The sequence below is a fragment of the Ezakiella peruensis genome (genome assembly GCF_900215725.1).
Lineage (GTDB): Bacteria > Bacillota > Clostridia > Tissierellales > Peptoniphilaceae > Ezakiella > Ezakiella peruensis.
Genome location: NZ_LT962469.1, coordinates 199,359 through 224,337, shown reverse-complemented (window position 1 = coordinate 224,337; position 24,979 = coordinate 199,359). Strand labels below are relative to the sequence as shown.

Below are 24,979 nucleotides of genomic sequence, written 5' to 3'. Positions count from 1 at the left end.
TTTGTCTTAAACAAATCAAATTTTATTTGCTATATTTTTTTCTCTTCAATACTACCAAAGCCATTAGTAAAATTAAGCTCAAGTAGATTGACTTAGCGTCTGTCTTTACTCCAGTCTTTGGAATAATATTCTTTCCGCCACCCTCGTCTTCAGGTTCCTCTGGTTCCTCAGGTTCTTTTGGTTCTGGAGTTTCTGGTTCTTCTGGTTCTTCAGGTTCTTCTGGTGGGATTTCCTTGTTTGTAATTGTAAATCCCTTATCCATGTTACCTGCGTAGGAGACTTCAAATTCTCTGTCCCCTAGTTTGTAGATTCCATTTGCATCTCCAACTTCTCTTACAGTGTAAACATATCTGCTACCAAGGTGATCATATTCATCAAGGTCATAGAAGGTCGCAGTCCATCCATTTGCTTCACTTAATGTTAGATATTTGCCTGTGGCTTCTCCGTTTACATAGAGTTCGACGCGAATTGAAGTTGTTTCACCAAGAGCTTCCCATACTTTATTTACTCTGACGTTTGTAGTAAGTGGTCTTACAGGCTCTGGTGGAAGTTCTGTGTTTGTTGCTACAAATGTGTATTCGTAAATTGGTTTTATTTCTGCTAATGGTTTAGCGTCTGGATTTAAATCATAAATTGTCTCATATACATTATCTTTATTCTTTGTTGTTTCTTCCAAATAGAAGAGATCTACATATTTCCCATTTTCCAGAATATATGGGAGATATAGGGAGTAAACACCCTTTTCATCCTTCTTTAAATACATGTTTATTTCAGGATTTTTTATAGTGGATACATCACCTTTATAATTATAATGGACTACCTTAACTGGTTTCCACTTCCCATCAATTACGATTTTTTTATCCAAGTCTTGACCAAATACAATATTTTCATCATCCAGCCAAAATCCACTTCCGTTTGCTTTAGGCTGCCATGTTGCTGTCTTTGACTCTACCTTTTTACCATCAACATACAAATTATAAGTGACATCCCCATTTTCAGCTTTAAATGGGTTGTTTGAAATAGAGTTTTCTCGGTTAACATCATCTGCTGCATAATGTGTCCAATACCTTCTGAAGTAAAATTCAATGTTTATTGGATTACCTTCTTTAAGCTTTTCTTCATAAGCTTTAATTTCATCTTCGTTGACAAGAACTTTTTTGATTTCATAAGACATTTCAAAACCATCAAGGTCTTCTTCCTCAATGCCATAGGCACCCTTAGCTAGGTATTTTGGATCAAGTTTTGTAATAACACCCTTCCAGTCATTGTCCTTTGTAACTGTTACAGTCTTATAAATAGGATAAACTTTTCCTTCCTCATCCCTGTAATAATCCACGATAATCTTTTTACCATCTTTTAAGACATAGAAAGTAACTTGGTCTGGAATATCCCTATTTTTTATATTTTGATAGCGACCATACTCACCAAGAGCTTGTCTGATTTCTTCTTCAGTAAGCATCTTCCATTTCTTTTCAATCTTGGCTTCAGTGTATGGTCTGTTGCTAATAGTAAACTCGTAACTATTTGCTTCGCCTTTTACTTGCTCAACTTCTGAAACATAATCTCTTTCTCTTTCGATAACAAGATATTTAAGACCGCGTTTTGCAAGCTCTTCATTAGTAAATGGAAGTCCTTTATCCATAGTATAAGCTGGTAAATCCTTATACTTATCGTCTTTATATTTACCAAAAGTTGCTTCCCAACTGTTATCGTGGTTTAAAATTACTTCGCCGTATTTAAATAAGCGATTGTCATATCCATATTGGCTTCTTACATAAATTTCGTCTACATCTTTTGGAACTATATAGATGTCAGCGTGGATATCTTTCCACCGATAGTCGTCTTCATCGATATCTTCATCCCAATGTTTTTTGAATTTGAATTCAACGTCGCCAATGTCTTGTGAACTCTTCATTGCTGCATCTGAACCAAGACCAGCTCCGTAAGAAGCTTCATTGCCTAAAATAAATGTTCCTGCATTTGACCAAGCTTCTCTTTGTAAAGCTTCATCATAGATGGCTTTTAGGTAAACAAATTGATCCGTATAGGACATATTTTTTGGTAAAAGTGTTCCCTTACGGCTATCGTTCAAGAATTTAATAAGGTGTTTTTCTTTGGTAACAGGAGAAATAAAGGTATAGAATTGGTTATGAATATCTGTACCATTTAATTCGAAGCTATATGTTTTCTTGGCAAACACATAGTCTGCGCCTCCCATTGCGCCCTTGTTATTAAATACATAAACGCTGTGTCCATCGCCTAGGTGAATATAGCCGTCTGGGCAGTTCCAGATACCGCCGCCAACAAGTGGGCCTCCCCAAGCATCGTCATTCTCGTTAATGAGTCCGCTTCTAAACGTTTCATTTTCAGTAATTAAAATATTTTCTAATTCTTGAACTCTTGGTGGGAATCCAACATAAACGCCGCCGCCGAATTTTGCTGCCTTGTTGTCTAGAATCATGGTTTTGTTAAAATGAACAGCGTCGCTATCTACAAAGACAGCTCCTCCAGCGTAGCCAGTTTCATTTTTATAAAGAAGACCACCATTAAAGTTGGCTTCTGCCTTATTGTATTTTGTATATTCTTCATAAGGTTTATCCACTGTTTTTGAGTAACTGTTATTAATCGTATTACTAAAAATTCTAACATATTGGTCGGAAACCATAATGCCGCCAGCCTTATCACCAGTGTAGTTATTGGCAACAATACCGTCTGTAATATTTAATTTACCCGTTGGGAATATGGTAATACCACCGGCTAAATTATAACCTTTTGACTTGTTGCTTACGATGCTACCGCCCTTAAATTCAAAGAAAGCAAAATCTTTATCTTCAGTCAGAATCTTTGTATTATTTAAACCGTCGTTTCCCACAAATACAGCACCTGACGCACTGATGTTGTGGTCAATCATACCATTGTTCATGATAAAGTGACCGCCTCGGCTAACATCTACAGCACCGGCATTGTATGGAACAGTACCATTTGCTTTTGTTTTGTTGGCAGTTATACGGCCGCCATTCATTATGAATTTACCGTCTTCTTTAACCCTTATCGGGCTGTTGTAATCATCTCCACTGGTTTCCCCGTTGGCAATAACACCATTGTTGAGTACCAATGTTCCTCCATTTATATCAAAGAAGGAACCATTATTTCCCCCTTTCGCTTTGACTTTTTCCTTGTTGCCGTCAAAGTTAATGGAGTTTTCCTTATCGCCAAGGGTCAAAAATCCCTTTACTTCAAATAAGCTACCTGTAAATGATTCAGATCTCTTGAGGACAATTTCACCGTCTTCAAAGGCGTAATAATATTCACCTTGACTTAAAGTGATATTTTTATTGGCGTCATCTATAGCCTTGTCGCCACGACGTCTGCCTTCTTCGATGATTTCTCTTTGCCTTTCTTCACCTTTATCGGCAAAATCTCTTGCTTGCTTTATAGGATCCCATTTATCCATAGGCTTTTTATTATTAGATGTTAGGACAATGATTTTATTAGCTCCTATAGTTATTGTATGTTCTATTTCAAAACTTCCTCTAATAACTATAGTTGTTTCAGTATTTTCTTTTGCTTCTTTAATCGCATCTTCTAATCCTACAAATGAATCTACATACTTGTAGCCTGCATCTGGACTTGCACCTAATGGATTTAGGTTTTCAGGGTCAATAATTGTCCCTTCTTCTAATTCTTCGCCTTCAGCTTTTTCTTCTGATTTTTCTTCGCCTTCACTCTCGGTTTTTTCTTCAACTTCGGTTTCGGTTTGTTCTTCACTTTCAACTTCAGTTTCTTTTTCAGCTTCGGTTTCTTCGCCTGTTTGAACTTCTGTTTGAACTTCTGTTTCTTCTTCAGCTTTTTCGTCTTTTGTAATTTCTTCTTCTTTGCCTTCTTCTTGATCAACAGGTTCTTCTGCATCAGAAACTGTTTGTTGATCTTCTGGTTTTTCTTCTTCAGTTGTTTCTTCTGTAACTTCTTCTCCCTCAGATGTTTTTTCTTCAGTTTCTCCTGGATTTTCAGTTTCTTCTTTTGTTTCTACGTTTGTTGTTTCTTCTGTATTTTCATCTGCTGTTTCATTTTCTTCCTTTACATCTTGAGGTGCTTCCTCTGGTTCTTCCTTTGTATCTTCTTTTGTTTCTGATGCTGGTTCGCTTAGGGTTGTTTCCTCCAATTGTGTTCCTTCATCTGTTGTTTCTGCATATAGGTCTACTTTACCAAATGCTAGTATAGTAAAAAGCAAAGTTAAAAAAATTATAATAACTCTTTTTTTCACTATTTTCACCTCCTTTCATTCATATATTTATAATATAGATTTAATATATCTATATTGATTTAATTATACTTTTTTTATACGCTAAAATCAAGGCAAATCCACAATTTGTCTTATATGTGCTACATATAACTAACTATATATTGTGTTTTTTCTACCCCCCCCCCGAGATTTTTAGCATATATAGTATATAAAAATCTTTTGAATTATTTTAGCTTTTTATATAATTTTTGTAATTTATTTTATTAAATTGCTTGAACGTTATTTGTATTTTTAGTTACTAATAAAAAAATTGTGGCAATTAGAAAATTAGCCACAATTTCTTCAAAGATTAATATATAAAATTATTGTAATTATTTTACCAAGTCTTTTTTTACCATTATATATTCATCGGTCCTGTATTCTTCGACAAAGCCATTTTTTAAAAATAATTTTATGGATGGGTTGTCAATGGCAATATCATCATAAAGCTCTTTAACTCCCTTTGACTTGGCAGTCTCGCAAAGGCTTTTTAAAGCAAAGTCCCCATAGCCCTTACCCCGGTATTTGGCATGGATGAGTATGGAGACCTTATTAATTTTATCTTTCTCATCATAGCGGTAAGACATAGATCCAACAAAATTATTATCCTCATCCTTAATATAGGCATAAAATTTGCTATCGTCAAACATATAGCGCTTGTACCACTCTTCCCACTTGTCCTTGGGAAAGGGAATAGTTCCGCCGTAAGCGTGATTGTAGGCCATAGTCTCCTCGTCTTCCATCATCTCTTGCCTAAACCACATGTCTTCCAATTTTGGTCTGTATATTTTCATAATCCTCCCCAGATTATTTTACGAGTATCAATGCCATCTTAAATTTCGTCACCGCTGTTACATTGTGGCGGACGCCTTTTGGAAAGACGATTTGTTCGCCTGCCTTGATCCTGTGAGTCTCGTCGCCCACTTCCATGTCGGCTTCTCCTTCAAGGGCAAAGATCAGTGCATCGCCAGGAGCTGTGTGAGGGGTAAGTCCTTCGCCTGCGTCAAAGGCCATGAGCACAATCTTGAGATCATCGCGTGAGTATACATCGTAATTTGAAATGCCCCCGTCTAAATAAGTTATTACATCCTTGAGTGAAAAAACTTGTCCCATATTTTCTAATTTTAACATCTTGTCCTCCTTTTTATTATAAGAAATTTCTAGCAAATAAGAATCCTCATCTGCATAAATCGCATAGGAATTTAGGTCGCCAGAAAAAATCGCCTGATTGGTCGAAAGTTTGTGGTCTCCAATCCTAATAGACCCGTCTAAATTTATATAAAGGCTCTTGTTATCATAAAGCTCCTCACTAATATCAGTCCCCTTGGCCAGGCCAAAGAGATAAATATTTTTATCCCAGTCATTTGATAGGCTCAGAGATAAGGTGTGGCCAGCTTTTATGGGCAAGAGCTCTTTATAAGAAAAAATTCCATTTTTATATCTGTCTTTCATATTGCCTCCATTATTTTATTACCCACTATTGTCAAAAATTATATAATTCAAAATCTTCTTATTGTAAATAAAATCCTTTAAATGTGCTTATAAAAATAAAAAATAAGCCCTTTTGCAGCAACAAAAAACCAGCCAGTGTTTTACACTTGCTGGTCATAAATTTATTTTTATTCTGGATCTCTTTCCTTGCCCCAGAAGAAGAGGGCTGTTGTACCTGGGCCTGTATGAACACCGATATATCTAATCATATAGATGTCTAGGCTCTTGATTTTGGGGAATTTTTCTTCAACCATTTTCTTTACAAATTCTGCGTCTTCTGGGCAATTTGAATGGGCGATTACAACCGCATCATCATAATCCAATCCCTTGTCGGCTCTTTCTTCCATTACGTTAACCAAGGTCTTTAGGCCTTTTTTTCTGCCCATGACCTTCTTACGAGGAACGAGTTTTCCCTGGTCAGACACGTCCATAAATGGATAGATGTTTAAGGAGCTTCCAAGAACCATTTGAGCCTTGGTAATTCTGCCTCCACGATAATAGCTTGTCAAATCTCCTGATGTGAACAAATGATTTACCTTTAGAGCATTTTCGTTTAAATAATTGTAAACTTCTTCTGCTGACCAACCTTGGTTTTTTAATTCCACGGCCTTCATAACAAGCAGGGTTTGTCCGCCTGAAATCGAAGTTCCATCCACTGGGTAAACACGTCTTTCTCCGTATTCTTCATTTAAAATATCCGCAGCCCTTTGAACGCTGGTTTGAGTTTGAGAAAGTCCTGATGAAATATCGATATTGATAATATCATAGCCTTGGTCCAAATATGGTTTCCAAACTTCTAGGTATTGGTTTGTGTTGTTGGATGCTGTTGTCGGATAAGTCCCTTCCTCTATCCACTTGTAAATATTCATGGCGTCAAAATTTTTAAAGTCGTCCATATAGACATCTTCGCCGTGAATAATTGGATTGGCGACTACTATGCAATCGTTGCCATAAATGTAATCTGCCGAAACATCAGCTGTTGGTGTTGTGCAAATTTTAAATTCTCTCATTATAATTTTCTCCTAAATTATTGTTAGCAAGGCATTCCATCTTTACTTGCTTCATTATTTTTATAACTGCAAAAAATACTATAATCGAGCTCAAGACATCGCTAATTGTGTAAGCCCACCAAAATCCATCTATGCCATAAAATAGCGGCAGGATATAGATAAGTGGAAGCAAAATAATAAATTGCCTCAAGAGCGATGTGATCGATGCTGTCCTTGGCCTTTTTACCGCTTGGAAAAATGCCGTTCCTGCTATAGATATACCCAAAAATGGGGACGCATACATAGATTTTTTTAATCCGCTTGCTGCCAGCTCCAAGACTGGTCCAGTTTTTTCGTTAAAGAAAATCGAACACAGCTCATAAGGCCAGATCATTATTACCAGAAATGCCGTGATGCTTACGATTGAAGCGTAAATAGTCCCCTTTAAATAGGCTTCTTTTACTCTGTCAAAACTCTTGGCCCCGTAATTGTAGGCGATAATGGGGTGGATGCCCTGGTTGATTCCGTAAAGTGGCATAAATAAAACGCTCGAAATCCCCGTTACAATTGACATAGCCGAGAGCCCTGTGGCTCCAGCATATCTCTTTAAAAGTAGATTTATAAACATCATTAAAAATGAATTAGCCACATTTACTAAAAATAAAGGCAGGCCGTTTTCAAAAATATCACCGACCAATTTGCCTTCCAGCTTCATATAACGCTTGCTGAGTTTTAAAATGTGCTTGTCCTTTAAAAAATATCTGAGCACCCAAATCATGCTTACATATTGGCTGATAACCGTTGCAATGGCTGCACCCTTGACCCCCATATCAAAAACAAAAATAAATATAGGATCCAGTATAATATTTAAAAATACTCCGATTAAAATCGTATTCATGGCAGCCCTTGAATCGCCGGACGCCCTAATGAAGTTATTTAGACCAAAGCCGATTAAAATTGCCGGAATGCCTGGGATTGTGTAATCAAAATATATCGCTGCATATTTGTAGTTAGATTCGGTTGGTCCCAAGAGCGATACTATCTGTTCTCTAAATATAAATAATATTATAGGAATAAAGATTGAAAAGATTATTAAAAGATAAAGGGATATATTTAAATATTTCTCCGCCTTCTCTTTATTTTTTTCGCCCAAGGATATACTCATAAGTGTGCTGCCTCCGCTTGATGCAAGCATCTGCAAGCTCATGATTATCATTTGTATGGGCATGATCAAATAGACTCCGCCAATGGCAAGTTCGTTTACTCCCTGGCCAATAAATACCCTGTCGACCACGCTGTACAAAGCGTTGGCGAGCATGGCAATTATACTTGGTATGGAGAGCTTCCAGACCAAAGTGGATATTGGCTGGGTCCCTAGTCCATGTTCCTTGTCTTTCATATTTTCCTCTTTCTAATTAAATTAAATAAGCCTCCACAAAAGTAGTGGGACTTGTTTTTTAAATCAACATATATATAATTATAACAAATTATCCGCCCGTATGCAATTAAAAAAGAGGTCCAAGGGCCTCGTTTTAAACTTTATTATAAACCTAGATTAGCATCGGCTGTGAAAATCAAATCGCCATCGCCTTCTGACTTTCTACTGATAAAACCCTGCATGCCAATCATGGCAGCATTGTCTGAAGTGTACTTTGGCAAAGGATAGAGGACCTTTATACCGTGCTTGTCCCCTTCTTTTTGCAAGGCCTCGCGTATAGCCTTGTTATTTGAAACTCCGCCTGAAATTGCAATTATCTTTCTGTTTTTTTCCAGGCAAGCCCTAATTGTCTTCTCGACCAGAACATCTATAACCGCATCTTGAAAGCTCTTGGCCAAATCATTTACATTTAGCTCATGGCCCTTCATTTTTTCTGTATTTATGTGGTTGATAACGGCCGTCTTGAGGCCAGAGAAAGAAAAATCGTAGGAATCTTTTTCCAACCAAACGCGGGGAAAATCTATAGTCGCTTGACCATCCAAGGCTGCCTTTTCAAGCTGGGCTCCTCCCGGATAGCCAAAGCCAATTACACGAGCAACCTTGTCAAAGGCTTCGCCACAAGCGTCGTCTCTGGTCTCGCCCATCTTGTCGAAGTCGTCGTAATCCTTGACGTCGATAATATATGAGTGGCCACCTGAAATTACAAGTGCAATATAAGGTGGCTCCAAGTCCTTGTGTGTAATGTAGTTGCTGGCTATGTGTCCCTTCATGTGGTTGACCGGCACAATTGGAATATTATTTGCAAGGGCAAGAGCCTTTGCGTATGAAACTCCAACCAAAAGTGCGCCTATAAGTCCTGGTCCTTGGGTGACAGTAATAAAATCAATGTCATCCAAAGTGACATCAGCGTCTTTCAAGGCCTTATCGATCACAATAGAAATCGCCTCAATGTGCATACGGCTGGCAATCTCCGGGACCACTCCACCGTAGATGACATGGGTGTCAATCTGGCTTGCAATTACATTTGAAAGCACTTCTCTATTTTCTTTTACGACCGCAACGCTGGTTTCGTCGCAGCTAGTTTCTATGGCTAAAGTTAACATCTCTCTTCCCTCTTCATCAAAATTGCATCTCCGTCAGGATAATAATTTTTCCGCCTGGCATATTCTCTAAATCCGCAGGCCTTATAAAAGTTTATTGCTCCATCATTATTTTCATTCACGTCCAAAAATACTTGTCCTTCAAGTGAATTTACAAGCTTTGTGGCTAGGCCCTTTCTCTTATAATCCTTGTCGACTGCAATAAAAATAATCTCCGCCTCATTTAAAACTTCCGTATAAATCATATAGGCGAGATTTCTTATGCCGATAATATTATATGGAGCCTTAAAATCGTTTTCTGTCAATAACTTGCCAAAGGCCTCATGGTGAATTACATTTACCCAGGCAAAATCGTTTTCATTTAAAATTTCAATCATTTGCTGACAATTTCTTCCTTGGTCTTTAGGTAATTTAAAGTCGAGGACATATAGTCTTCGTAATCTTTTTCATCTACGTCAAGGCTGGCTCTGGCCAGTCCTTTGACAGACAAATAAATATCCTTATCGACTGCTAGCTTGTAACCCTTGGCCTCTAATTTTTCCTTGTATTTTAAAAGTCCTTCGCCAAAGACTAATCGGCCATCTCCATCTGGCAAGTCGGATATCTCATAAACTGCCGAATCGCTCTTCCCGTCAGAAAAATAGACCCTGTCCCTGCGTGCGTCAATCATGGCGCAGGCATTTTCTGTGTAAGATTCAGCGATAATTGCCTTTAAAGTATCCACTGGAATGATGGGTTTTTTTAACGAATAGCTGATGGCTTTTGCCGCAGCCATGCCCACGCGGAGGCCCGTAAAAGACCCCGGCCCATTTAAAATGCTGATGGCGTCTATATCTTTCATTTCCAAGTCAATATAGGTAAAGGCGTCGTCTATCATTTTAAAGATTGTTTCCGATTGCCTGATGCCGCCTTCGATTCCGATTGATATTAGGCTCTCACCATCCTTGGTTACACTAACGCCCGTGCCAGCTGTCCCCGTTAAAAGATTTAAAATAATCATAAGACCTCCTCAGCCATTGGGCCTTCGATTTCAACAGCCCGTCCATCTTCGCCGTCCCGGCTAAAGGTGATGGATAAATCGTAGGGCTCGTCACCTAAAATTTCTGGCCATTCGATTAGCTTAATGGAATCGTCGTCCAAAATTTCCTCTATGCCAATGCCCAGGGCTTCCTCGTAAGATTTCAGTCTATACAAATCCAAATGTGAAATCACTTGGTCGCCTTCATAAATATTTACCAGGCCAAAAGAAGGGCTCTTGGCATCAGTCCCCAGTGCCTTGGCAAAAGCCTTGGCAAAAGTGGTCTTACCCGTCCCCAGATCTCCCTTCAAAAATATAATTGCGCCTGGACTGACCAGGCTGACAATTTTTTCTGCAAATTTATTTGTGTCTTCAAGATTTTTTAATTTAATCATGGTCTTCTTTCTTCATGAGCAAGTAGCCCTTAATAAATTCGTCTATATCTCCGTCCATAACAGCCTTGGTGTCGCCAGTTTCTACATTTGTCCTGTGGTCCTTGACCATTTGGTAAGGGTGAAAAACATAGGACCTGATCTGGCTGCCCCATTCAATTTTAGAATAGTTGCCCGCCAGCTCGTCGATTTTTTCCTTGCGCTCCTCTTCCTTGAGGGCAATCAACTTACCGGTCAAAATCTTCATGGCAACTTCCTTGTTTTTAAGTTGGCTGCGCTCGTTTTGACAGCTGACTACAATGCCAGTCGGTATGTGCTTGATGCGGACTGCAGAGTCAGTTGTGTTAACCGATTGGCCGCCAGCACCACTTGACCTATAAGTGTTTATCTCCAAGTCATTTTCATTGATGTCCACCACAATATCGTCGTCCAAGTTTGGCATGACATCCACACTTGCAAAAGAGGTGTGGCGTTTGCGGGCCGTATCAAATGGCGATATGCGAACTAATCTGTGTACACCCTTCTCGCCCTTCAAATACCCGTAGGCATTGCGGCCTTCAAAAAGCATGGTGACGGATTTTATTCCGCCCTCGGTGTCGTTTAAGAGATCCAAGACCGTCACCTTATAATGATGGTCGTCGCCCCAGCGCTTGTACATCCGCATGAGCATCTCGGTCCAATCTTGGGCCTCCAAGCCGCCTGCACCAGAGTGAATTTGCATAACAGCGGACTGGGAATCGTAATCACCCGTTAAAAGTTGGGTCAGTGAATAGTCGTCGACTTCCTTGGCCAGGTCTTTAACTCTTTTTTGCCAAAGCTTGTACTCGTTTTCGTCGTCGCACTCTTGGCAGAGCTCCAAAAACACCCTGGAGTCTTCCAGGCCATTTAAGAGCTCGTGATATTCATTTATCTCCGACTCCAAATCATTTATTTTTTTCATCAAAGCTGAAGCTTTTTCCTGGTCATCCCAAAGGTTGGGCGCCAGGCTTTCTTTTTTTAATTCTTCAAGCTTTTCCTTCTTTTTTTCCGGGTCAAAGACTCTCTCCGATTCTCTTAACCCTCTCTATCATCTCATCTATCAAATTATAATCAGTCTGTAAAATCTCCATATTTTTTATCTCCCACAACAATTTTTGTATTTTTTACCCGATCCACATGGGCATGGGTCATTTCTGCCAACCTTAGGGGCACTCCTAACAACAGTGTCTTGCTTAGGTGCACCCGCTTGGATGTTTCTGTTTACACGTTTACGTTCAACCTTTTGCGGATCTTCAACATGGAAGAGATATTGCAAGAAAGTTTCTTGGATATCTTCATTCATGCCTTCAAACATTTGTGAACCCTCAATTTGGTAGGCGCGAACTGGGTCAACTTGCCCATAGGCCCTGAGGCCAATTCCGGTTTTTAATTGGTCCATGGCGTCTATGTGGTCCATCCACTTTTCGTCAACAACTCTAAGGAGCAAAATACGTTCAATGTTTCTCAAGTTTTCAGGGCCGAATTCCTCTTCCCTTCTGTTGTACTCAGCAAAAATTGCACCTTCCATCTTGGCCTTCATTTGCTCAGGGTTATCTCCCAGTGGCATTGGTATGCCAAAGATGCCTTCAGTTTCGGATTTAATTTTTTCTTTTTGCCATTCGCCAGTCTTTTCATATTCAAAGGAATAGAGTTTAATCATCCTGTCTAAGACTGCGTCGATCATAGTCTCGACTGTGTCTTTAAAGTCAGCCCCTTCCAGGATTTTCTTTCTTTCACCGTAAATAATGGTCCTTTGTTGGTTCATGACGTCGTCGTATTGGAGGACGTGTTTACGCGACCTAAAGTTATTGGCTTCAACATTTCTTTGAGCCGTTTCAATACGTTTGGTAATCATACTGTGCTTGAGAGGTTCTTCCTCTTCGCCAGAAAATCTTTGGATCAATTCCTTGAGCCTTTCTCCACCAAAGAGCCTCATGAGGTCGTCTTCGGTTGAAATAAAGAACTTGGATGAACCCGGGTCCCCTTGACGGCCTGAACGACCGCGGAGCTGGTTATCAATACGCCTTGACTCGTGGCGTTGGGTGCCAACTATGTGAAGGCCGCCAGCTGCGATAACCTTTTCTTTTTCTTCCTTGATTTCATCTCTAAATTTATCAATCAAGTCATGATATTTTTTCCTGTAAGCGATAAGAGCTGGATCTTGGGTTTCTTCGTAACCTTCGATGGCAATTATCATATTTTCATCGTCGACCTCTTTTTTAATTTCATTTATAGCCAAGTGCTCAGGATTACCGCCAAGCATAATGTCCGTACCACGGCCAGCCATGTTGGTGGCAATGGTAACAGCCCCATAGCGACCTGCTTGGGCAACGATTTCTGCTTCCTTCTCGTGGAATTTCGCATTCAAAACCCTGTGGTCAATTCTTTCTTTCTTCAAGAGCTTGGACAAGTGTTCTGAGTCTTCGATTGTAATTGTACCAACCAAAACCGGTTGACCCTTTTCGTGGGCTGCCTTGATGTCCTTAACAATAGCCCTGTCCTTGGCATCAATTGTTGCATAAATTTCGTCATCATAATCAATTCTTTTAACTGGCCTGTTGGTTGGAATTGCAATTACTTCCATGTCATAAATTTCTCTAAACTCTGCTTCTTCGGTCATGGCCGTACCGGTCATACCAGATAATTTGTCATACATTCTAAAATAATTTTGGAAGGTAATGGTAGCCAGAGTCATGGATTCGTTTTGCACATTTAAATTTTCCTTGGCTTCAATAGCTTGGTGGAGGCCGTCTGAATACCTGCGGCCGTACATAATACGCCCAGTAAATTCGTCAACGATTAAGACCTCGCCGTCCTTAACCACGTAATCGACATCGCGTTTCATCAGGCTCCTGGCCTTGAGGGCGATATTTATGTGGTGCATAATTTCTATATTGTCAATGTCGGCCAAGTTTTCAATTCCAAAATATGACTCAGCCTTTTTGGTTCCGCGTTCAGTAATGGAAACCGTATTATTTTTTTCGTCCACCAGATAATCCACAGTTTCTTCCTTGGGTTCTGTGTCAAAATCCAAGGGGCTGTATGGTTTTTCATCTGGATCAACTTCTCTGAATGATAGGGTGTTGGCAAAATTTCTAGCCCTGACATATAAGTCATTGGCCTTATCAGCTTGACCAGAAATAATGAGAGGTGTCCTGGCTTCGTCGATTAAAATCGAGTCGACTTCGTCAACGATGGCGTAATGCTGGCCGCGTTGAACCATGTTTTCCTTGTAGATAACCATGTTGTCGCGTAGATAGTCAAAACCAAATTCGTTGTTGGTCCCATAAGTTATGTCAGCCGCGTAAGCCTGCCGCCTTTCGCTCTTGTCCAAGCCATTTAAAATAACCCCAACAGATAGGCCCAAAAATTCAAAAGTCTTACCCATCCAGTTGCGGTCACGCTTGGCCAAGTAGTCATTAACTGTAACAATGTGCACGCCCTTGCCTTCAAGAGCATTCAAATAAGCAGGCATGGTTTCGACCAAGGTCTTACCTTCACCTGTTTTCATCTCTGCAATCATTCCCTTGTGGAGGACGATTCCGCCCAAGACTTGGACCCTGTAAGGACGCATATTTAAAACCCTGAATGAAGCCTCACGCATAGTCGCAAAAGCCTCTGGCAAAATATCGTCAAGGGTCTCGCCCTTAGCCAGTCTTTCTTTAAATTCACCTGTCTTTGCCTTTAGGGCATCGTCAGACAATTTTTTATATTCTTCTTCATAAGCCATAACCTGGTCGGCTATGGGTTCTATTTTTTTGAGTTCTTTAGTGGATAAATCACTAAATAAACCTCCAAACATTTTTTTAAACATTCCCATTAAAATCACCTTTCTATGGATACATTATAACAGTTGGCGGTCATTAATACAAGATATCAGCCAAATTTATCAATTAAAATACAGGAAGAGGAAAGTAAAAACAAATTTTATTTTTTCTATTTTTTTACTTCATATAATTTTTGAAGACAAAGCTCCAAATATTCCTATGATTTTTGCAGGGCAAAAAACAGCCAGGCATTTTTTGCCCAGCTGTATATATTAAATATCGTATTTGTTTTTTCTCTTTTCAATTGTCTTGCCAAAGTCTTTTGAAATTAAAAATTCAACTTCATCTCCTGTGCAGACTACGAATGGAAATTCTTCGCGGTTGGATGCGGCGCCATATTCTCCGTCCTTATTTACCGCGACAACGCTAAATTCACGTGGAATTTTGCCCTTGGCCCTCAACCTATCGTCAAGGCCTTTGACTGCAATGCCGCAAGCTTCCATGGGGCTCTTGCCTTCGCCCATTAGTCGAACGATTTCATAGGATAGAGTCCCTTTGATTATATCTTCGCCAACGCCAGTTGCGGTTGCCCCGCCAATGTCTGAGTCAGCATAAAGGCCTGGCCCAACGATTGGTGAATCGCCGACCCTCCCCTTCCACTTCATAAATAGTCCTGAGGTAGATGTGGCCGATACAACTCTTCCGCCGCTAGCAATTACAGCTCCAACTGTGTCGTGGCCTTCAATTTCATTCCTGCCTTCGGCTAATTTTTCTAGCCAGCGTTTCTTGGCAGGCTCTGTCAAAAGTTCTTCGTGCTTAAAGCCATTTTTCATGGCGAATTCATAGGCGCCTGGGCCCACTAAAAAATTATTATAAGGCTCATCCACCAAAAGTCTGGCAACGGACACCGGTGTTTTGACATTGCGGATTGATGCAATTGATCCGTAGGACAATGTATCCCCGTTCATAATGGCTGCGTCAAGCTCCACAATTCCGTCTTGATTTGGCCAACCCGAATAGCCCACATTATGAAAGTTGGGTTCCAGTTCAATTTGATTTATGAGGCCGCAAATGGCATCCTCCACACTCTTGCCTTCTCTAAGCAAATCTCTGGCAATCTTTACGCCCTGAAAGGCGATCTCCCAAGTAGCAATAACTGTCATAATATTCCTCCTTAATAAATCTAGTATATATCTTATGGGAAAAATAGTAAAGGCCAATTTTTGTTCACACACATGTGTGTATAATAAATACAAATTGGGTATATAAACATAAGAGAAAATAAAAACGGGGTGGATACTATGAGAAACGAAGAAATTTCTTACAATACAAAAAAAGCTTTGTCGCTCGCTTTAAAAGAGCTGATGGAGAAAAAAGATTTAAATAAAATTACCATATCTGAAATAACTAGGATTTCAAATTACAATCGCAAGACTTTTTACTATCACTTTGAAGATATAGACGACCTGCTCTTATGGACTCTGGAAGACGAGGCCATGTTAAAGCTGCGTAATCTTGATAGCAACAATGATTACAAGGAAGCGATAATCTTTGCCATGAATTATATCGAAAGCAATCAAACAGTTTTAAACTGCGCTTTTAATTCAGTAGGCAGGGAATCTTTAAGAAAATTATTTTTAAAAGACTTCTACCAAATCTCCGAAGGAATTGTAGATAAATTCTTGGCCGAATCCAATACAGAAGTAGACGACTACTTCAAAGACTTCTTGTGCAAGATGATCTCGGGTGCTACAGCCACCATGATTATAGATTATTTCAACAAAAAACAAGACTACTACCAAAGCATCGATAAGGACAAGGTGGCTGATTATATAATGCTGATTGCCTCATCATCGCTGAAGGCATCCATCGAAGAATATGCCAAGTCCAATTTAAAATAAAAATACAAATAATTTTAAAATCTTAGCCTTAAAAAATTTTGGCTCTTTGTCAATAGTTGTGGTATAAAAACTCATATAAATGAGTAAACACTAAACTCAACACGCATTTTAACTAATGCTTGTTTAAATTAAATAAAATTGCTTGTTTCACTTGATTTAAGGCATGGCAAACAAATCCTATCCTCTTAATGGGATCTTTTATCCCATTAAGAGGATTTTTCTTCTAAAGTTCTCAAAGTTTGGCATGGTACATGTGATTCTTTTTATTTGCTTTAGTTGTGTTTGTATGATGATTTTTTCATCATAGGTTTTTACTGTGGTTTTTCTGTTGTCTACTTTTAATTCTAAGAGTTTTGTGATAAAATTGTCTTGCACTAATCTCAGCTCCTTTCATGTTGTGCAATTTTATTTTAAAGGATTTCTGAGTTTAGTGCAATTTTTTTACATATTTTTCTCCAACTAAAAAAGCTGTGGTACTTTATTCCCACAACTTTTAGTATAGAGCCAAAATTTTTAAGGCTTTTTTTATTGGCCTTAAGCCCCTCTCATAAATATGACTAAAACTTAATTATTTTTATAAGCAAATTCCATTTACATTTTGTATATTTGGGGGTATAATGAAATAGGTGCACAAGATATTGTGCAATCTATTAGAATTATTATTGGAGGAAGACATGACAAGTGTAATAAAAAGAGATGGCCGCAACGTGCCATTTGATGAAGGCAAAATAGAAATAGCCGTTTCTAAAGCCATGGCTGAAACTCAAAAAGGAATTGAAGAGGACGTCGCAGCCCTGGTAGCAAAAGCTGCTAAAGACAATTTTACTGACAAGGAATCAGTTACCATAGAAGAGATTCAAGACTTTGTTGAATTGGAACTCATGAAACACAGCCCAGAGGCTGCCAAAAAATATATTCTCTACAGGGAAGAACGCACCAAGCTCCGTGAAGAGGGCTGGCAAATGTCCGACCTGCAAAAGGATATCTACAACAACAAATACCGTTACGACGGCGAAAGCTTTGAAGAATTTATCAGAAGAGTTTCCGGCGGCGACGATTTTATTGGCAAGGCCATCAAAGACAAAAAATTTATGCCAGCAGGCAGAATTCTTGCCGGCCGTGGCCTAGACAAGTTTGGCAAGAAAATCACCCTGTCCAACTGCTATGTAATGCCACAGGTCGAAGACAATATCGAATCCATCTTTGATACTGCAAAGTACTTGGCACGTACCTACAGCTACGGCGGCGGTTGCGGACTCACCATTTCCAAGCTCCGTCCAAAGGGAGCCCACGTTAGAAATGCTGCCAACACAACCACAGGTGCAGTTTCCTTTATGGACTTGTTTAGCCTTACCACATCACTTATCGGCATGCGTGGCCGCCGCGGCGCCCTCATGCTAAACATGGATGTATCCCACCCAGACATCGAGGACTTTATCGACGTTAAAAACAATCTGGAAAAAGTTACATCTGCAAATATTTCCGTAAATATAAATGACGAATTTATTAAGGCTGTCAAGGACGGCACAGATTACACCCTCCACTTCCAAGTGGAATCCACAGGCGAAGTGATCGAAAAGACCATTGACGCCCGTGCTCTATGGCACAAGCTAGCCAAAAACAACTGGAATATGGCTGAGCCTGGCGTTTTATTCTGGGACCGCATCAACTCCTGGCACATCATGAGCGAAGACAAAAACTTTGCCTACGCCGGGGTTAACCCATGCGCTGAAGAGCCGCTCCCAGCCTTTGGATCATGTAACCTATCCTCCATCAACCTAAGCGAATTTGTCAAAGACCCATTCACAGATTATGCCCGCTTTGACTTTGAAGCCTTTGAAAAAATGGCAGCAGCTGGAGTAATTTATCTAAACGGAATCCTGGACGAAAATACAAATCTCCACCCACTTCCTGAACAAAGGAAGATGAGTGATGACCTCAGACAAATCGGTCTCGGCATCATGGGCCTTGCTGATATGTTTATCAAACTCGGCATCACCTACGGTTCTGAGTCTTCGATCAAACTCATCCACCAAATCGGACGTTCCCTAATCAATTCTGCACTCAGACAATCGGCACTCCTTGCCAAAGAAGACGGCCCATTCCCAATGTACGACGCAGAAGCAGTTCTAGCCTCACCATTCATCCAAGCAAACGCAGATGAAGACGTCCTAGAACTCATCAAAGAACACGGACTCAGAAACTCACAACTCCTCACCATTGCACCAACAGGATCAATCTCAACCCTGCTCGGATGCTCCAACGGAGTTGAACCAATCTTCCAAATTTCCTACACCAGAAAAACTGAATCAATCCATTCAGAAGACAGATACTACAAAGTCTACACAGGCATTGTCAAAGAGCTCATGGACAAGATGGAAATCTATGAAGAAGAAGACCTACCAGATTATGTAATAACAACTTCAACCTTGAACTACAAGGACAGGATCGAAGTACAAGCAGCCTGGCAACAATATATAGACGCATCCATTTCATCAACCGTAAACGTACCAAACGAATTTACAATTGAAGATGTCGAAGGCCTCTATATGTATGCCCATGACATGGGCCTCAAGGGCGTCACAATCTATCGTGACGGCTGTGCACGCGGAGGAATTTTGATCACAGACAACAAAAAATCATCTGCTGACAAAATCCAAGAACTCCAAAAAGAAATCGACGAAATCGCCAGCACAGAACTCAAACAAAACCCAGACGTCTGCCCAATGTGCGGCGGCAAAATGATCCACTCAGGCGGCTGCGCAGAATGCACCTCCTGCGGCTACTCCCCATGCTCAGTGTAAAATAAAATAAAAAAAGTGTTTCTCATTTTTTCCCAATATAAAAGCCAGCGAAAATTTATTCGCTGGCTTTTATGTGTGATAAATGTTGATTTTTTGATAAATAATCTTAGCGGATAAATCGATGAAATTCGAGGGTAAAATTTTCGAGGGGACGCAGAAAAAATTTGCTATGGCCGTAAGATTCTCCAATCGAACGTCGTTTACACTCGTTCTCTTGGGAATCTCTGGCACAAGACCTGCTAGCCAATCGAGCATCGTTATCACTCGCTCTCTTGGGCTAGGGCTTCGTAAAATTGATGAATTTTTGTAGAAAAAATTCGGTCCACATAAAGTGGACCCTACACGCTTCGCTATATTTTTTCTTCGTGAACAACAGGTTGCGTGAGTCCTGCATACCAATCGATCTTCATTGTCGCTCGCTCTCTTGGGCTAGGGCTTCGAAGTGAAATAAATTTTTTAGGACGCTGAAAAAAATTTGCGAGGAAAAATTGATGAATTTTTGTAGCTTGAGACATTTTGTCGAATGAGGCGTACTAGAGGGTACGTCGGAATGAGCAAAATGTCGAACACTGCAAAAATTCGCAATTTTAACCGCAAATTTACAGTCCGGAGAAGTCGATATCCGGAAACCCCTCGACCCCATACCCCGGGTAATGTTTTTCTATATCCCTTACAATCTCATCAAAGACCTTGAAGCGTTCGTCTGCATCCAAACTGATAACCACGTCAAAGCGAATTGTCTTGGTCTCTTCATCCACATAGAAGCCGTGGATTTGCTTTGCGTATTTGTGGGTCAAGACGAGTTCGTTAATATTATCTCGCATTTCAATAATCTGAGGGTTTTGAGTATTTATAGAATAAATGCCAACAGCTGTTAAAATAATATTGTGCTTGAGGTAGACGGCCATTTGAATTTCCCTGGTCATCTTGTCCAAATCATCAGCGGTGAATGTGTCAGGCACCTCTATATGAATGGACCCGTTCCATGAATCTGGCCCGTAGTTGTTCAAAACCAAATCATAGGCACCCTTTACTCCTGGATAAGCGGCCACAGTCTTCTTAACTTCTCTGACCAATTCTGGATCGTTGCTTTCGCCCAAAAGTTGCGACAAGGTCTCCCTCAAAAGATCAAGGGCAGATTTTATAATTAAAAGAGAAATAATCGTACCCAAATATGCTTCCAAAGAAATTCCAAAGTTAATAAATATTCCTGCAGCTATCAGAGTTGATATGGATATAAAGCCATCTAGCATTGCCTCTTGGCCAGAGCCAATGAGGGAATTTGAATTGACTTCTCTGCCAACTTTTTTTACATAATGTGCCATAATAAATTTTATAACTACACCTATGGCCACAATTATTAAAGACTGGGATGCATAAGTCGGAGTAATTGGATTTATAATCATTTTAATGGCCTCTACTAACGAAGAAATGCCAGCATAAAAAATAATTACCGAAATTATGAGAGCGCCCAAATACTCGACCCGTCCGTAACCGAAGGGGTGTTTTTTATCGGGGCTCTTGGCCGCAAACTTGGTGCCCACTATTGTTATGACCGAGCTGGCAGCATCTGTAATATTGTTTACCGCATCCAAAATAATGGCAATGGAATTTGATGCCAGACCGATAATAATTTTGACACTGGCAAGAATTGCGTTTGCCAAAATACCAATGACACATGTCCTTACAATCTTCTTCACGCGATTATCAGCCTTGGTATCATCTTTATTTATAAACTGAATTTTATTCATAAACTCTCCTTATGTCTTGGTCCTGCCCTTTAAAATAAATATTTTACCAGGACCTAATTATATATAAATGTTAAAGTCCAAGGCAAGTTTAAAATTTATTTCTCGACTCTTGGATTTAAATTTTAAAATTTTCCTTGTGCTTTTCATCTTCTATCATAATTTATACCTGTTTATTGATAATTTTATTCATCTACCAATAATAAAAGGCCCAGCAGAAAAACTATCCGCCAAGAGGCCTTTAATCTTAGATTATTTTTAAAATTTTATTTTATCTCCCAGACCACGGTCACTGTGTCGGACAAGTCTATGTCGTCGGCTTCGATTTCTATGTCGTAGGCATTAGGCGCTGCCATCATCTTTGGCTCCATGACGAAATTGTCTATGGGGCTGGATGTAAAATGGAGTTCGCTCCAAGAATAACTGATGTCCTCTATTTGACCGAGTTCAACTTCTGCTGCCTCCGCCAAAATCTTGGCCTTGGCTTTGGCGTCTGCAATGGCGTTTTTTAGCATCTCATTTTTCGCGTCCTCAGGATTTGAGACTGTGTAGTCGATGTCAAAGCTTATATCTATCGGGCACTTGGAAATGGCATAGAGGACCCTGCCCAAGATCTTGTTGTCATTTTCAAATTTAATATAGGTCCTGTGGGAAAATTTGTAGCCAACAAATCTGGACTTATAATTTCCCTCCTTGTCCTTGTAGGATTCGTAGGCCGTGTTAATATCAAAGCTCGTGGTTTTTAAATCCGCTGGGTCAAGACCTGCGCCTGCCAGAGTTTCCTTCAGTATCCTAGTTTGGTCGGTGGAAATCCTAATTGTGTCTTCGTATTCGTAATAGGTCCCCTCAGTCGTAATCCTTAGCTTGATTGTATCTGGCTTGACGGAAACTTGTCCCTTGCCAGTAACTCTAATTGTCCTCATGGCTTCCTCCTTTTTATTCAGATAATTCTGTCCACTCGTCCATCTTTTTCTCTAATTTTTCTGCCAAGTCCTTGCGTCTCATATCCAAATCCAAAACTTTTTCGTGGTCCTCGTAAATCTCTGGCCTTGAAAGTTCTTGGTCTATCTGGTCGATTTCATTTTCAAATTTTTCTATGTCGGCCTCGACCTCTGCAATTTTTCTGCGGATGGCCTGGGACTTTCTAATCTCTTCGCGTTCGCGCTTGCGGTCTTTTTGAATTTGGGTCTTGTTGACCTCCTCGTATTCGTCCTGGTCCTTCTTGTATTTTCTAGACATATAATAATCGAAATCGCCCATGTAAATTTGCTGCTCATCAGGCGTCATGTCAAGAACTTTTGTCGCAAGTTTTTTTACAAAATACCTATCGTGGGAAATAAAAATAAGTGTCCCTTTGAATGCCAAGAGGGCTTCTTCCAAGACTTCTTTACTAGTTAAGTCCAAGTGGTTGGTCGGTTCGTCAAGCATCAAAACATTGGCTCCGCTCAAAATTAATTTGAGAAGGGATACCCTGGCCCGTTCGCCACCCGATAGGTCTTTCATTTCCTTAAAGACATCGTCGCCAGTAAATAGAAAACTGCCAAGTAATGTCCTGATTTCGTAGATATTCATCCGTGGGTATTCGTCTGAAATTTCATCGACGATTGTGTTTTCCTCGTCCAAAACCTTGAGCTCTTGGTTGAAGTAGCCGAGTTTTACCCCCGTTCCCCACAAAAATTCCCCATCATAAGTCGCCTTGTCATTTAAAATATTAAATAAAGTCGTCTTGCCCGATCCATTTGGCCCCAAAATTGCCAGCCGGTCTTGGGCTTTGACTTCAAAATTTATATCCTTAAAAAGATTTTTGTCAGGGAATGATTTGGATAAGCCGACAGCTGTCAAGACGTCGTTACCCGTCCGCTGTGGCTCTTTAAATCTAAAGCGGATGGCCTGGTCGACCTTGGGTGGTTCTTCGGCCTTCATGCGGGCCAGCATTTTCTCCCGGCTCTTGGCCTGCCTATAAAATCTGTCACGGGCGTAAGACCGATAGCGCCTAATTATTTCCAACTGGCGTTTCTCTTCTTCTTTGAAGCTTTCATAGTGCCTTTGCTGTTCTTCAATCCGTGCCCTCTTGACTTCACGGTACTTGTCATAGCCCATATCATAGACTTCGACGGCCCCGTTATTTACATCAAAAATTCTCTGGGCAACATTTTGTAAGAGCAAGCGGTCGTGGGAAATAAATAAAACCGCCCCTTTAAAATCAGTCAAGACCCTTTCCAGATAGGCAATCATTTCCACGTCCATGTGGTTGGTGGGCTCGTCAAGTATAAGTAAATCGGGTTTTTCCATGAAGATTAAAGCCAGCTCCAGCCTGGCCTTTTCTCCGCCCGACAAGGAGTGGACTGATCGGTCAAAAAAATCTTCACCCATTCCGACCATGGCCAGGTAGCCTTTGATTTCTGACATATAGGCGTAGCCGTTTAAGTGGTCGTAGGCGTCTCGTGCTGCCTGATAATCTTCCATGAGCTTTTCAAGTGCATCTGGGTCCTCGGCCAAGTCCGCCATCTGCCCTTCCATGTCCCTCATAGACTTTTCCAAATCCAAAACGTCTTGGTATTTTTCCAGGGCCAGTTCCATAACAGTCCGCTTTTCGTTTACGGAAATCTGTTGCTTCAAATAGGAAATTTTCATTTCAGGCTTGTAAAAAATTTTGCCCTTGGCTTCCAAAATTCCCGCCAAGCACTTGGCCAGGGTCGACTTGCCCGATCCGTTATCGCCGACCATGCCGATCTTGTCGCCCTCATTGATGACAAAATTTACATCCTTAAAAATTTCATTTATATTATAAGAAAATTCTAAATCTCTAACTTGTATTAACATTAAATCACCTGATCAGCCTTCCTATGTTTACAGCGCACATAAATCCCGATGCAAGGGCCAAGATAATATGACTTGGCAGAGGGCTTATTTTTTTCTGGTAGGCGTTTATAACTTCCAAAAAATATTTTACAAAGACTATGGCAAAAATCGTCGCCATCAGGCCTTCAAAGACAATAAATTTTAAAGTATAAAGGGCCAGGGCTAGGACCGCCATAATTCCCCCATAAATATTGTATTGTTTTAAAAATTTATCCATTAAAATCCTCCGATTACGTATATGTCTCCATCCAAGAGCTTGTCCTCGATTTTGCCGCGCAAAAACCTAGGGTCGATGGCGCGAACATGCTTATATTTTTTTGCAAAAAATCCCAAAGTCGGATTGGCAAAGGAGTCCTTGATAATTGTGACCGAACCTTGGCCAGTCCCCTCAATGTCGACGACCCCGTAGTTGCCAGATAAATAAAATAAATAGGGGTCAGCAGAATCCAGCTTGTCAAAATTATAGAGCTTAATCTCCTTGCCATCGGCCAGAATTTTTTTATCTACAAAGTCTTCTATATATAAGCCAACAAATTTATCTTTCTTAATAAAACCAGTCTTCCGACTGAGGCCGCCGCGAAAATCATGAGCCTCTGTAAGTCTATAATCAGCCTCAAGACCCAGCTTATCAAGGAGCTTCAAGACTCCATTTTCATTTAAGTGGTGGTCGCCCTTGTAATAATCTCCTGCGTCAAAATCTTTAAAGAGATTTTCTCCAAGCAGACTATAATATTTTTTGATCATCTGCCTTTGCAAGCTACTCATCTTGATGACTTTTGGTAAGTCCTCTGCGTAGACCATCTTGTAGGGAATGGCAAAAACCTTTGCCTGGTCATTGGCATTTATAAATTTTTCTGCCCGATCATTGGCCAGGGGCCTTTGGTACAGATTTGCACCGGCAATTATATTATCGTATTCGCGTACGCCAAAAAGATAATTGGTATAGGCGCGCACAGACAAAAACTCCGGCTTAAAGGCAAAACGGTCAGACAGATAATCCTCCAGGACCGACATATAGGTCCCAGTCGACAGGTTGTGAAAGTTAAGTTCCGCCTTGTCCTTGAGCGGCCGCTGCAAATAATCCGCGTAATCTCTTGGAAAAACCGCGGAGATTATGGGCAAGGCTGCCAGCAATATTAAAATAATTATAGCAATTTTCTTTTTCATTC

Annotated in this window: 20 protein-coding genes; 2 read left to right on the top strand and 18 right to left on the bottom strand. The window is 40.2% G+C overall.

Annotation, left to right across the window (positions count from 1 at the left end):
• Window positions 1–22: 22 nt before the first annotated feature.
• From CUU59_RS01070 to CUU59_RS01015, 12 genes are all read right to left on the bottom strand, one after another.
• Complete coding sequence (locus CUU59_RS01070) at window positions 23–4,264, bottom strand: Cna B-type domain-containing protein (RefSeq protein WP_099950180.1); 4,242 nt, start codon at window positions 4,262–4,264, stop codon at window positions 23–25.
• 350 nt (window positions 4,265–4,614) lie between these two features.
• Complete coding sequence (locus CUU59_RS01065) at window positions 4,615–5,076, bottom strand: GNAT family N-acetyltransferase (protein WP_245870533.1); 462 nt, start codon at window positions 5,074–5,076, stop codon at window positions 4,615–4,617.
• A gap of 13 nt (window positions 5,077–5,089) precedes the next feature.
• The gene (locus CUU59_RS01060) at window positions 5,090–5,734 is read right to left on the bottom strand and encodes a cupin domain-containing protein (protein WP_099950178.1); all 645 of its coding nucleotides are present in this window, start codon (window positions 5,732–5,734) and stop codon (window positions 5,090–5,092) included.
• A 167-nt stretch (window positions 5,735–5,901) separates the two neighbouring features.
• Window positions 5,902–6,783 carry a DegV family protein gene (locus CUU59_RS01055; RefSeq protein ID WP_099950177.1) on the bottom strand — a complete coding sequence of 294 codons (882 nt, stop codon included), beginning with the start codon at window positions 6,781–6,783 and terminating at the stop codon, window positions 5,902–5,904.
• Window positions 6,770–8,161 (bottom strand): MATE family efflux transporter, encoded by a 1,392-nt coding sequence (locus tag CUU59_RS01050; protein WP_099950176.1) that lies wholly within the window; start codon window positions 8,159–8,161, stop codon window positions 6,770–6,772. Before CUU59_RS01050 ends, CUU59_RS01055 begins: the two co-directional genes overlap by 14 nt.
• Window positions 8,162–8,304: 143 nt before the next feature.
• Window positions 8,305–9,303 carry a tRNA (adenosine(37)-N6)-threonylcarbamoyltransferase complex transferase subunit TsaD gene (gene tsaD, locus CUU59_RS01045; protein ID WP_099950175.1) on the bottom strand — a complete coding sequence of 333 codons (999 nt, stop codon included), beginning with the start codon at window positions 9,301–9,303 and terminating at the stop codon, window positions 8,305–8,307.
• Window positions 9,297–9,677, bottom strand: coding sequence for a GNAT family N-acetyltransferase (locus CUU59_RS01040; protein ID WP_099950174.1), 381 nt, complete (start codon window positions 9,675–9,677; stop codon window positions 9,297–9,299). Before CUU59_RS01040 ends, tsaD begins: the two co-directional genes overlap by 7 nt.
• A complete protein-coding gene (gene tsaB / locus CUU59_RS01035; RefSeq protein ID WP_099950173.1) occupies window positions 9,674–10,300 on the bottom strand; it encodes a tRNA (adenosine(37)-N6)-threonylcarbamoyltransferase complex dimerization subunit type 1 TsaB in 627 nt (208 codons plus the stop codon). The genes CUU59_RS01040 and tsaB overlap by 4 nt, the downstream gene beginning before the upstream one ends.
• The gene (gene tsaE / locus CUU59_RS01030; protein WP_099950172.1) at window positions 10,297–10,713 is read right to left on the bottom strand and encodes a tRNA (adenosine(37)-N6)-threonylcarbamoyltransferase complex ATPase subunit type 1 TsaE; all 417 of its coding nucleotides are present in this window, start codon (window positions 10,711–10,713) and stop codon (window positions 10,297–10,299) included. Before tsaE ends, tsaB begins: the two co-directional genes overlap by 4 nt.
• Window positions 10,706–11,819, bottom strand: a protein-coding gene (gene prfB / locus CUU59_RS01025) for a peptide chain release factor 2 (protein WP_211286975.1) whose coding sequence is annotated in 2 segments (ribosomal slippage) — window positions 10,706–11,743 and window positions 11,745–11,819 — 1,113 coding nt in all. Because the reading frame shifts where the segments join, the coding sequence is not laid out codon by codon here. The genes tsaE and prfB overlap by 8 nt, the downstream gene beginning before the upstream one ends.
• Window positions 11,820–11,824: 5 nt before the next feature.
• Entirely contained in the window at window positions 11,825–14,548 is a 2,724-nt protein-coding gene (gene secA, locus CUU59_RS01020) for a preprotein translocase subunit SecA (RefSeq protein WP_099950171.1), read from the bottom strand.
• Window positions 14,549–14,767: 219 nt separating this feature from the next.
• Window positions 14,768–15,658 (bottom strand): glycosylasparaginase, encoded by an 891-nt coding sequence (locus tag CUU59_RS01015; protein ID WP_099950170.1) that lies wholly within the window; start codon window positions 15,656–15,658, stop codon window positions 14,768–14,770.
• Between the two features lie 138 nt (window positions 15,659–15,796).
• On the opposite strand from CUU59_RS01015, the gene CUU59_RS01010 reads away from it, so the two are divergent.
• A complete protein-coding gene (locus CUU59_RS01010; RefSeq protein ID WP_099950169.1) occupies window positions 15,797–16,396 on the top strand; it encodes a TetR/AcrR family transcriptional regulator C-terminal domain-containing protein in 600 nt (199 codons plus the stop codon).
• Window positions 16,397–16,594: 198 nt separating this feature from the next.
• Here CUU59_RS01010 and CUU59_RS08110 read toward each other — a convergent pair whose 3' ends face one another.
• Window positions 16,595–16,771: a hypothetical protein gene (locus CUU59_RS08110; RefSeq protein ID WP_169922811.1), complete on the bottom strand. Its 177-nt coding sequence runs from the start codon at window positions 16,769–16,771 to the stop codon at window positions 16,595–16,597.
• A 299-nt stretch (window positions 16,772–17,070) separates the two neighbouring features.
• Between CUU59_RS08110 and CUU59_RS01005 the strand changes: the two genes are divergently transcribed.
• Window positions 17,071–19,200 carry an adenosylcobalamin-dependent ribonucleoside-diphosphate reductase gene (locus tag CUU59_RS01005; protein ID WP_099950168.1) on the top strand — a complete coding sequence of 710 codons (2,130 nt, stop codon included), beginning with the start codon at window positions 17,071–17,073 and terminating at the stop codon, window positions 19,198–19,200.
• Window positions 19,201–19,799: 599 nt separating this feature from the next.
• Here CUU59_RS01005 and CUU59_RS01000 read toward each other — a convergent pair.
• The 5 genes from CUU59_RS01000 to CUU59_RS00980 all read right to left on the bottom strand — a co-directional run bounded on the left by CUU59_RS01000 (window position 19,800) and on the right by CUU59_RS00980 (window position 24,977).
• Complete coding sequence (locus CUU59_RS01000) at window positions 19,800–20,951, bottom strand: cation diffusion facilitator family transporter (RefSeq protein ID WP_099950167.1); 1,152 nt, start codon at window positions 20,949–20,951, stop codon at window positions 19,800–19,802.
• A 263-nt stretch (window positions 20,952–21,214) separates the two neighbouring features.
• On the bottom strand, window positions 21,215–21,871 hold the full coding sequence (locus tag CUU59_RS00995; RefSeq protein ID WP_099950166.1) for an SIMPL domain-containing protein: 657 nt from the start codon (window positions 21,869–21,871) through the stop codon (window positions 21,215–21,217).
• A 13-nt stretch (window positions 21,872–21,884) separates the two neighbouring features.
• Window positions 21,885–23,771, bottom strand: coding sequence for an ABC-F family ATP-binding cassette domain-containing protein (locus tag CUU59_RS00990; RefSeq protein ID WP_099950165.1), 1,887 nt, complete (start codon window positions 23,769–23,771; stop codon window positions 21,885–21,887).
• Window positions 23,772–23,775: 4 nt separating this feature from the next.
• Entirely contained in the window at window positions 23,776–24,027 is a 252-nt protein-coding gene (locus CUU59_RS00985) for a hypothetical protein (RefSeq protein WP_075574070.1), read from the bottom strand.
• Entirely contained in the window at window positions 24,027–24,977 is a 951-nt protein-coding gene (locus tag CUU59_RS00980; RefSeq protein WP_099950164.1) for a hypothetical protein, read from the bottom strand. The genes CUU59_RS00985 and CUU59_RS00980 overlap by 1 nt, the downstream gene beginning before the upstream one ends.
• Window positions 24,978–24,979 lie beyond the last annotated feature (2 nt).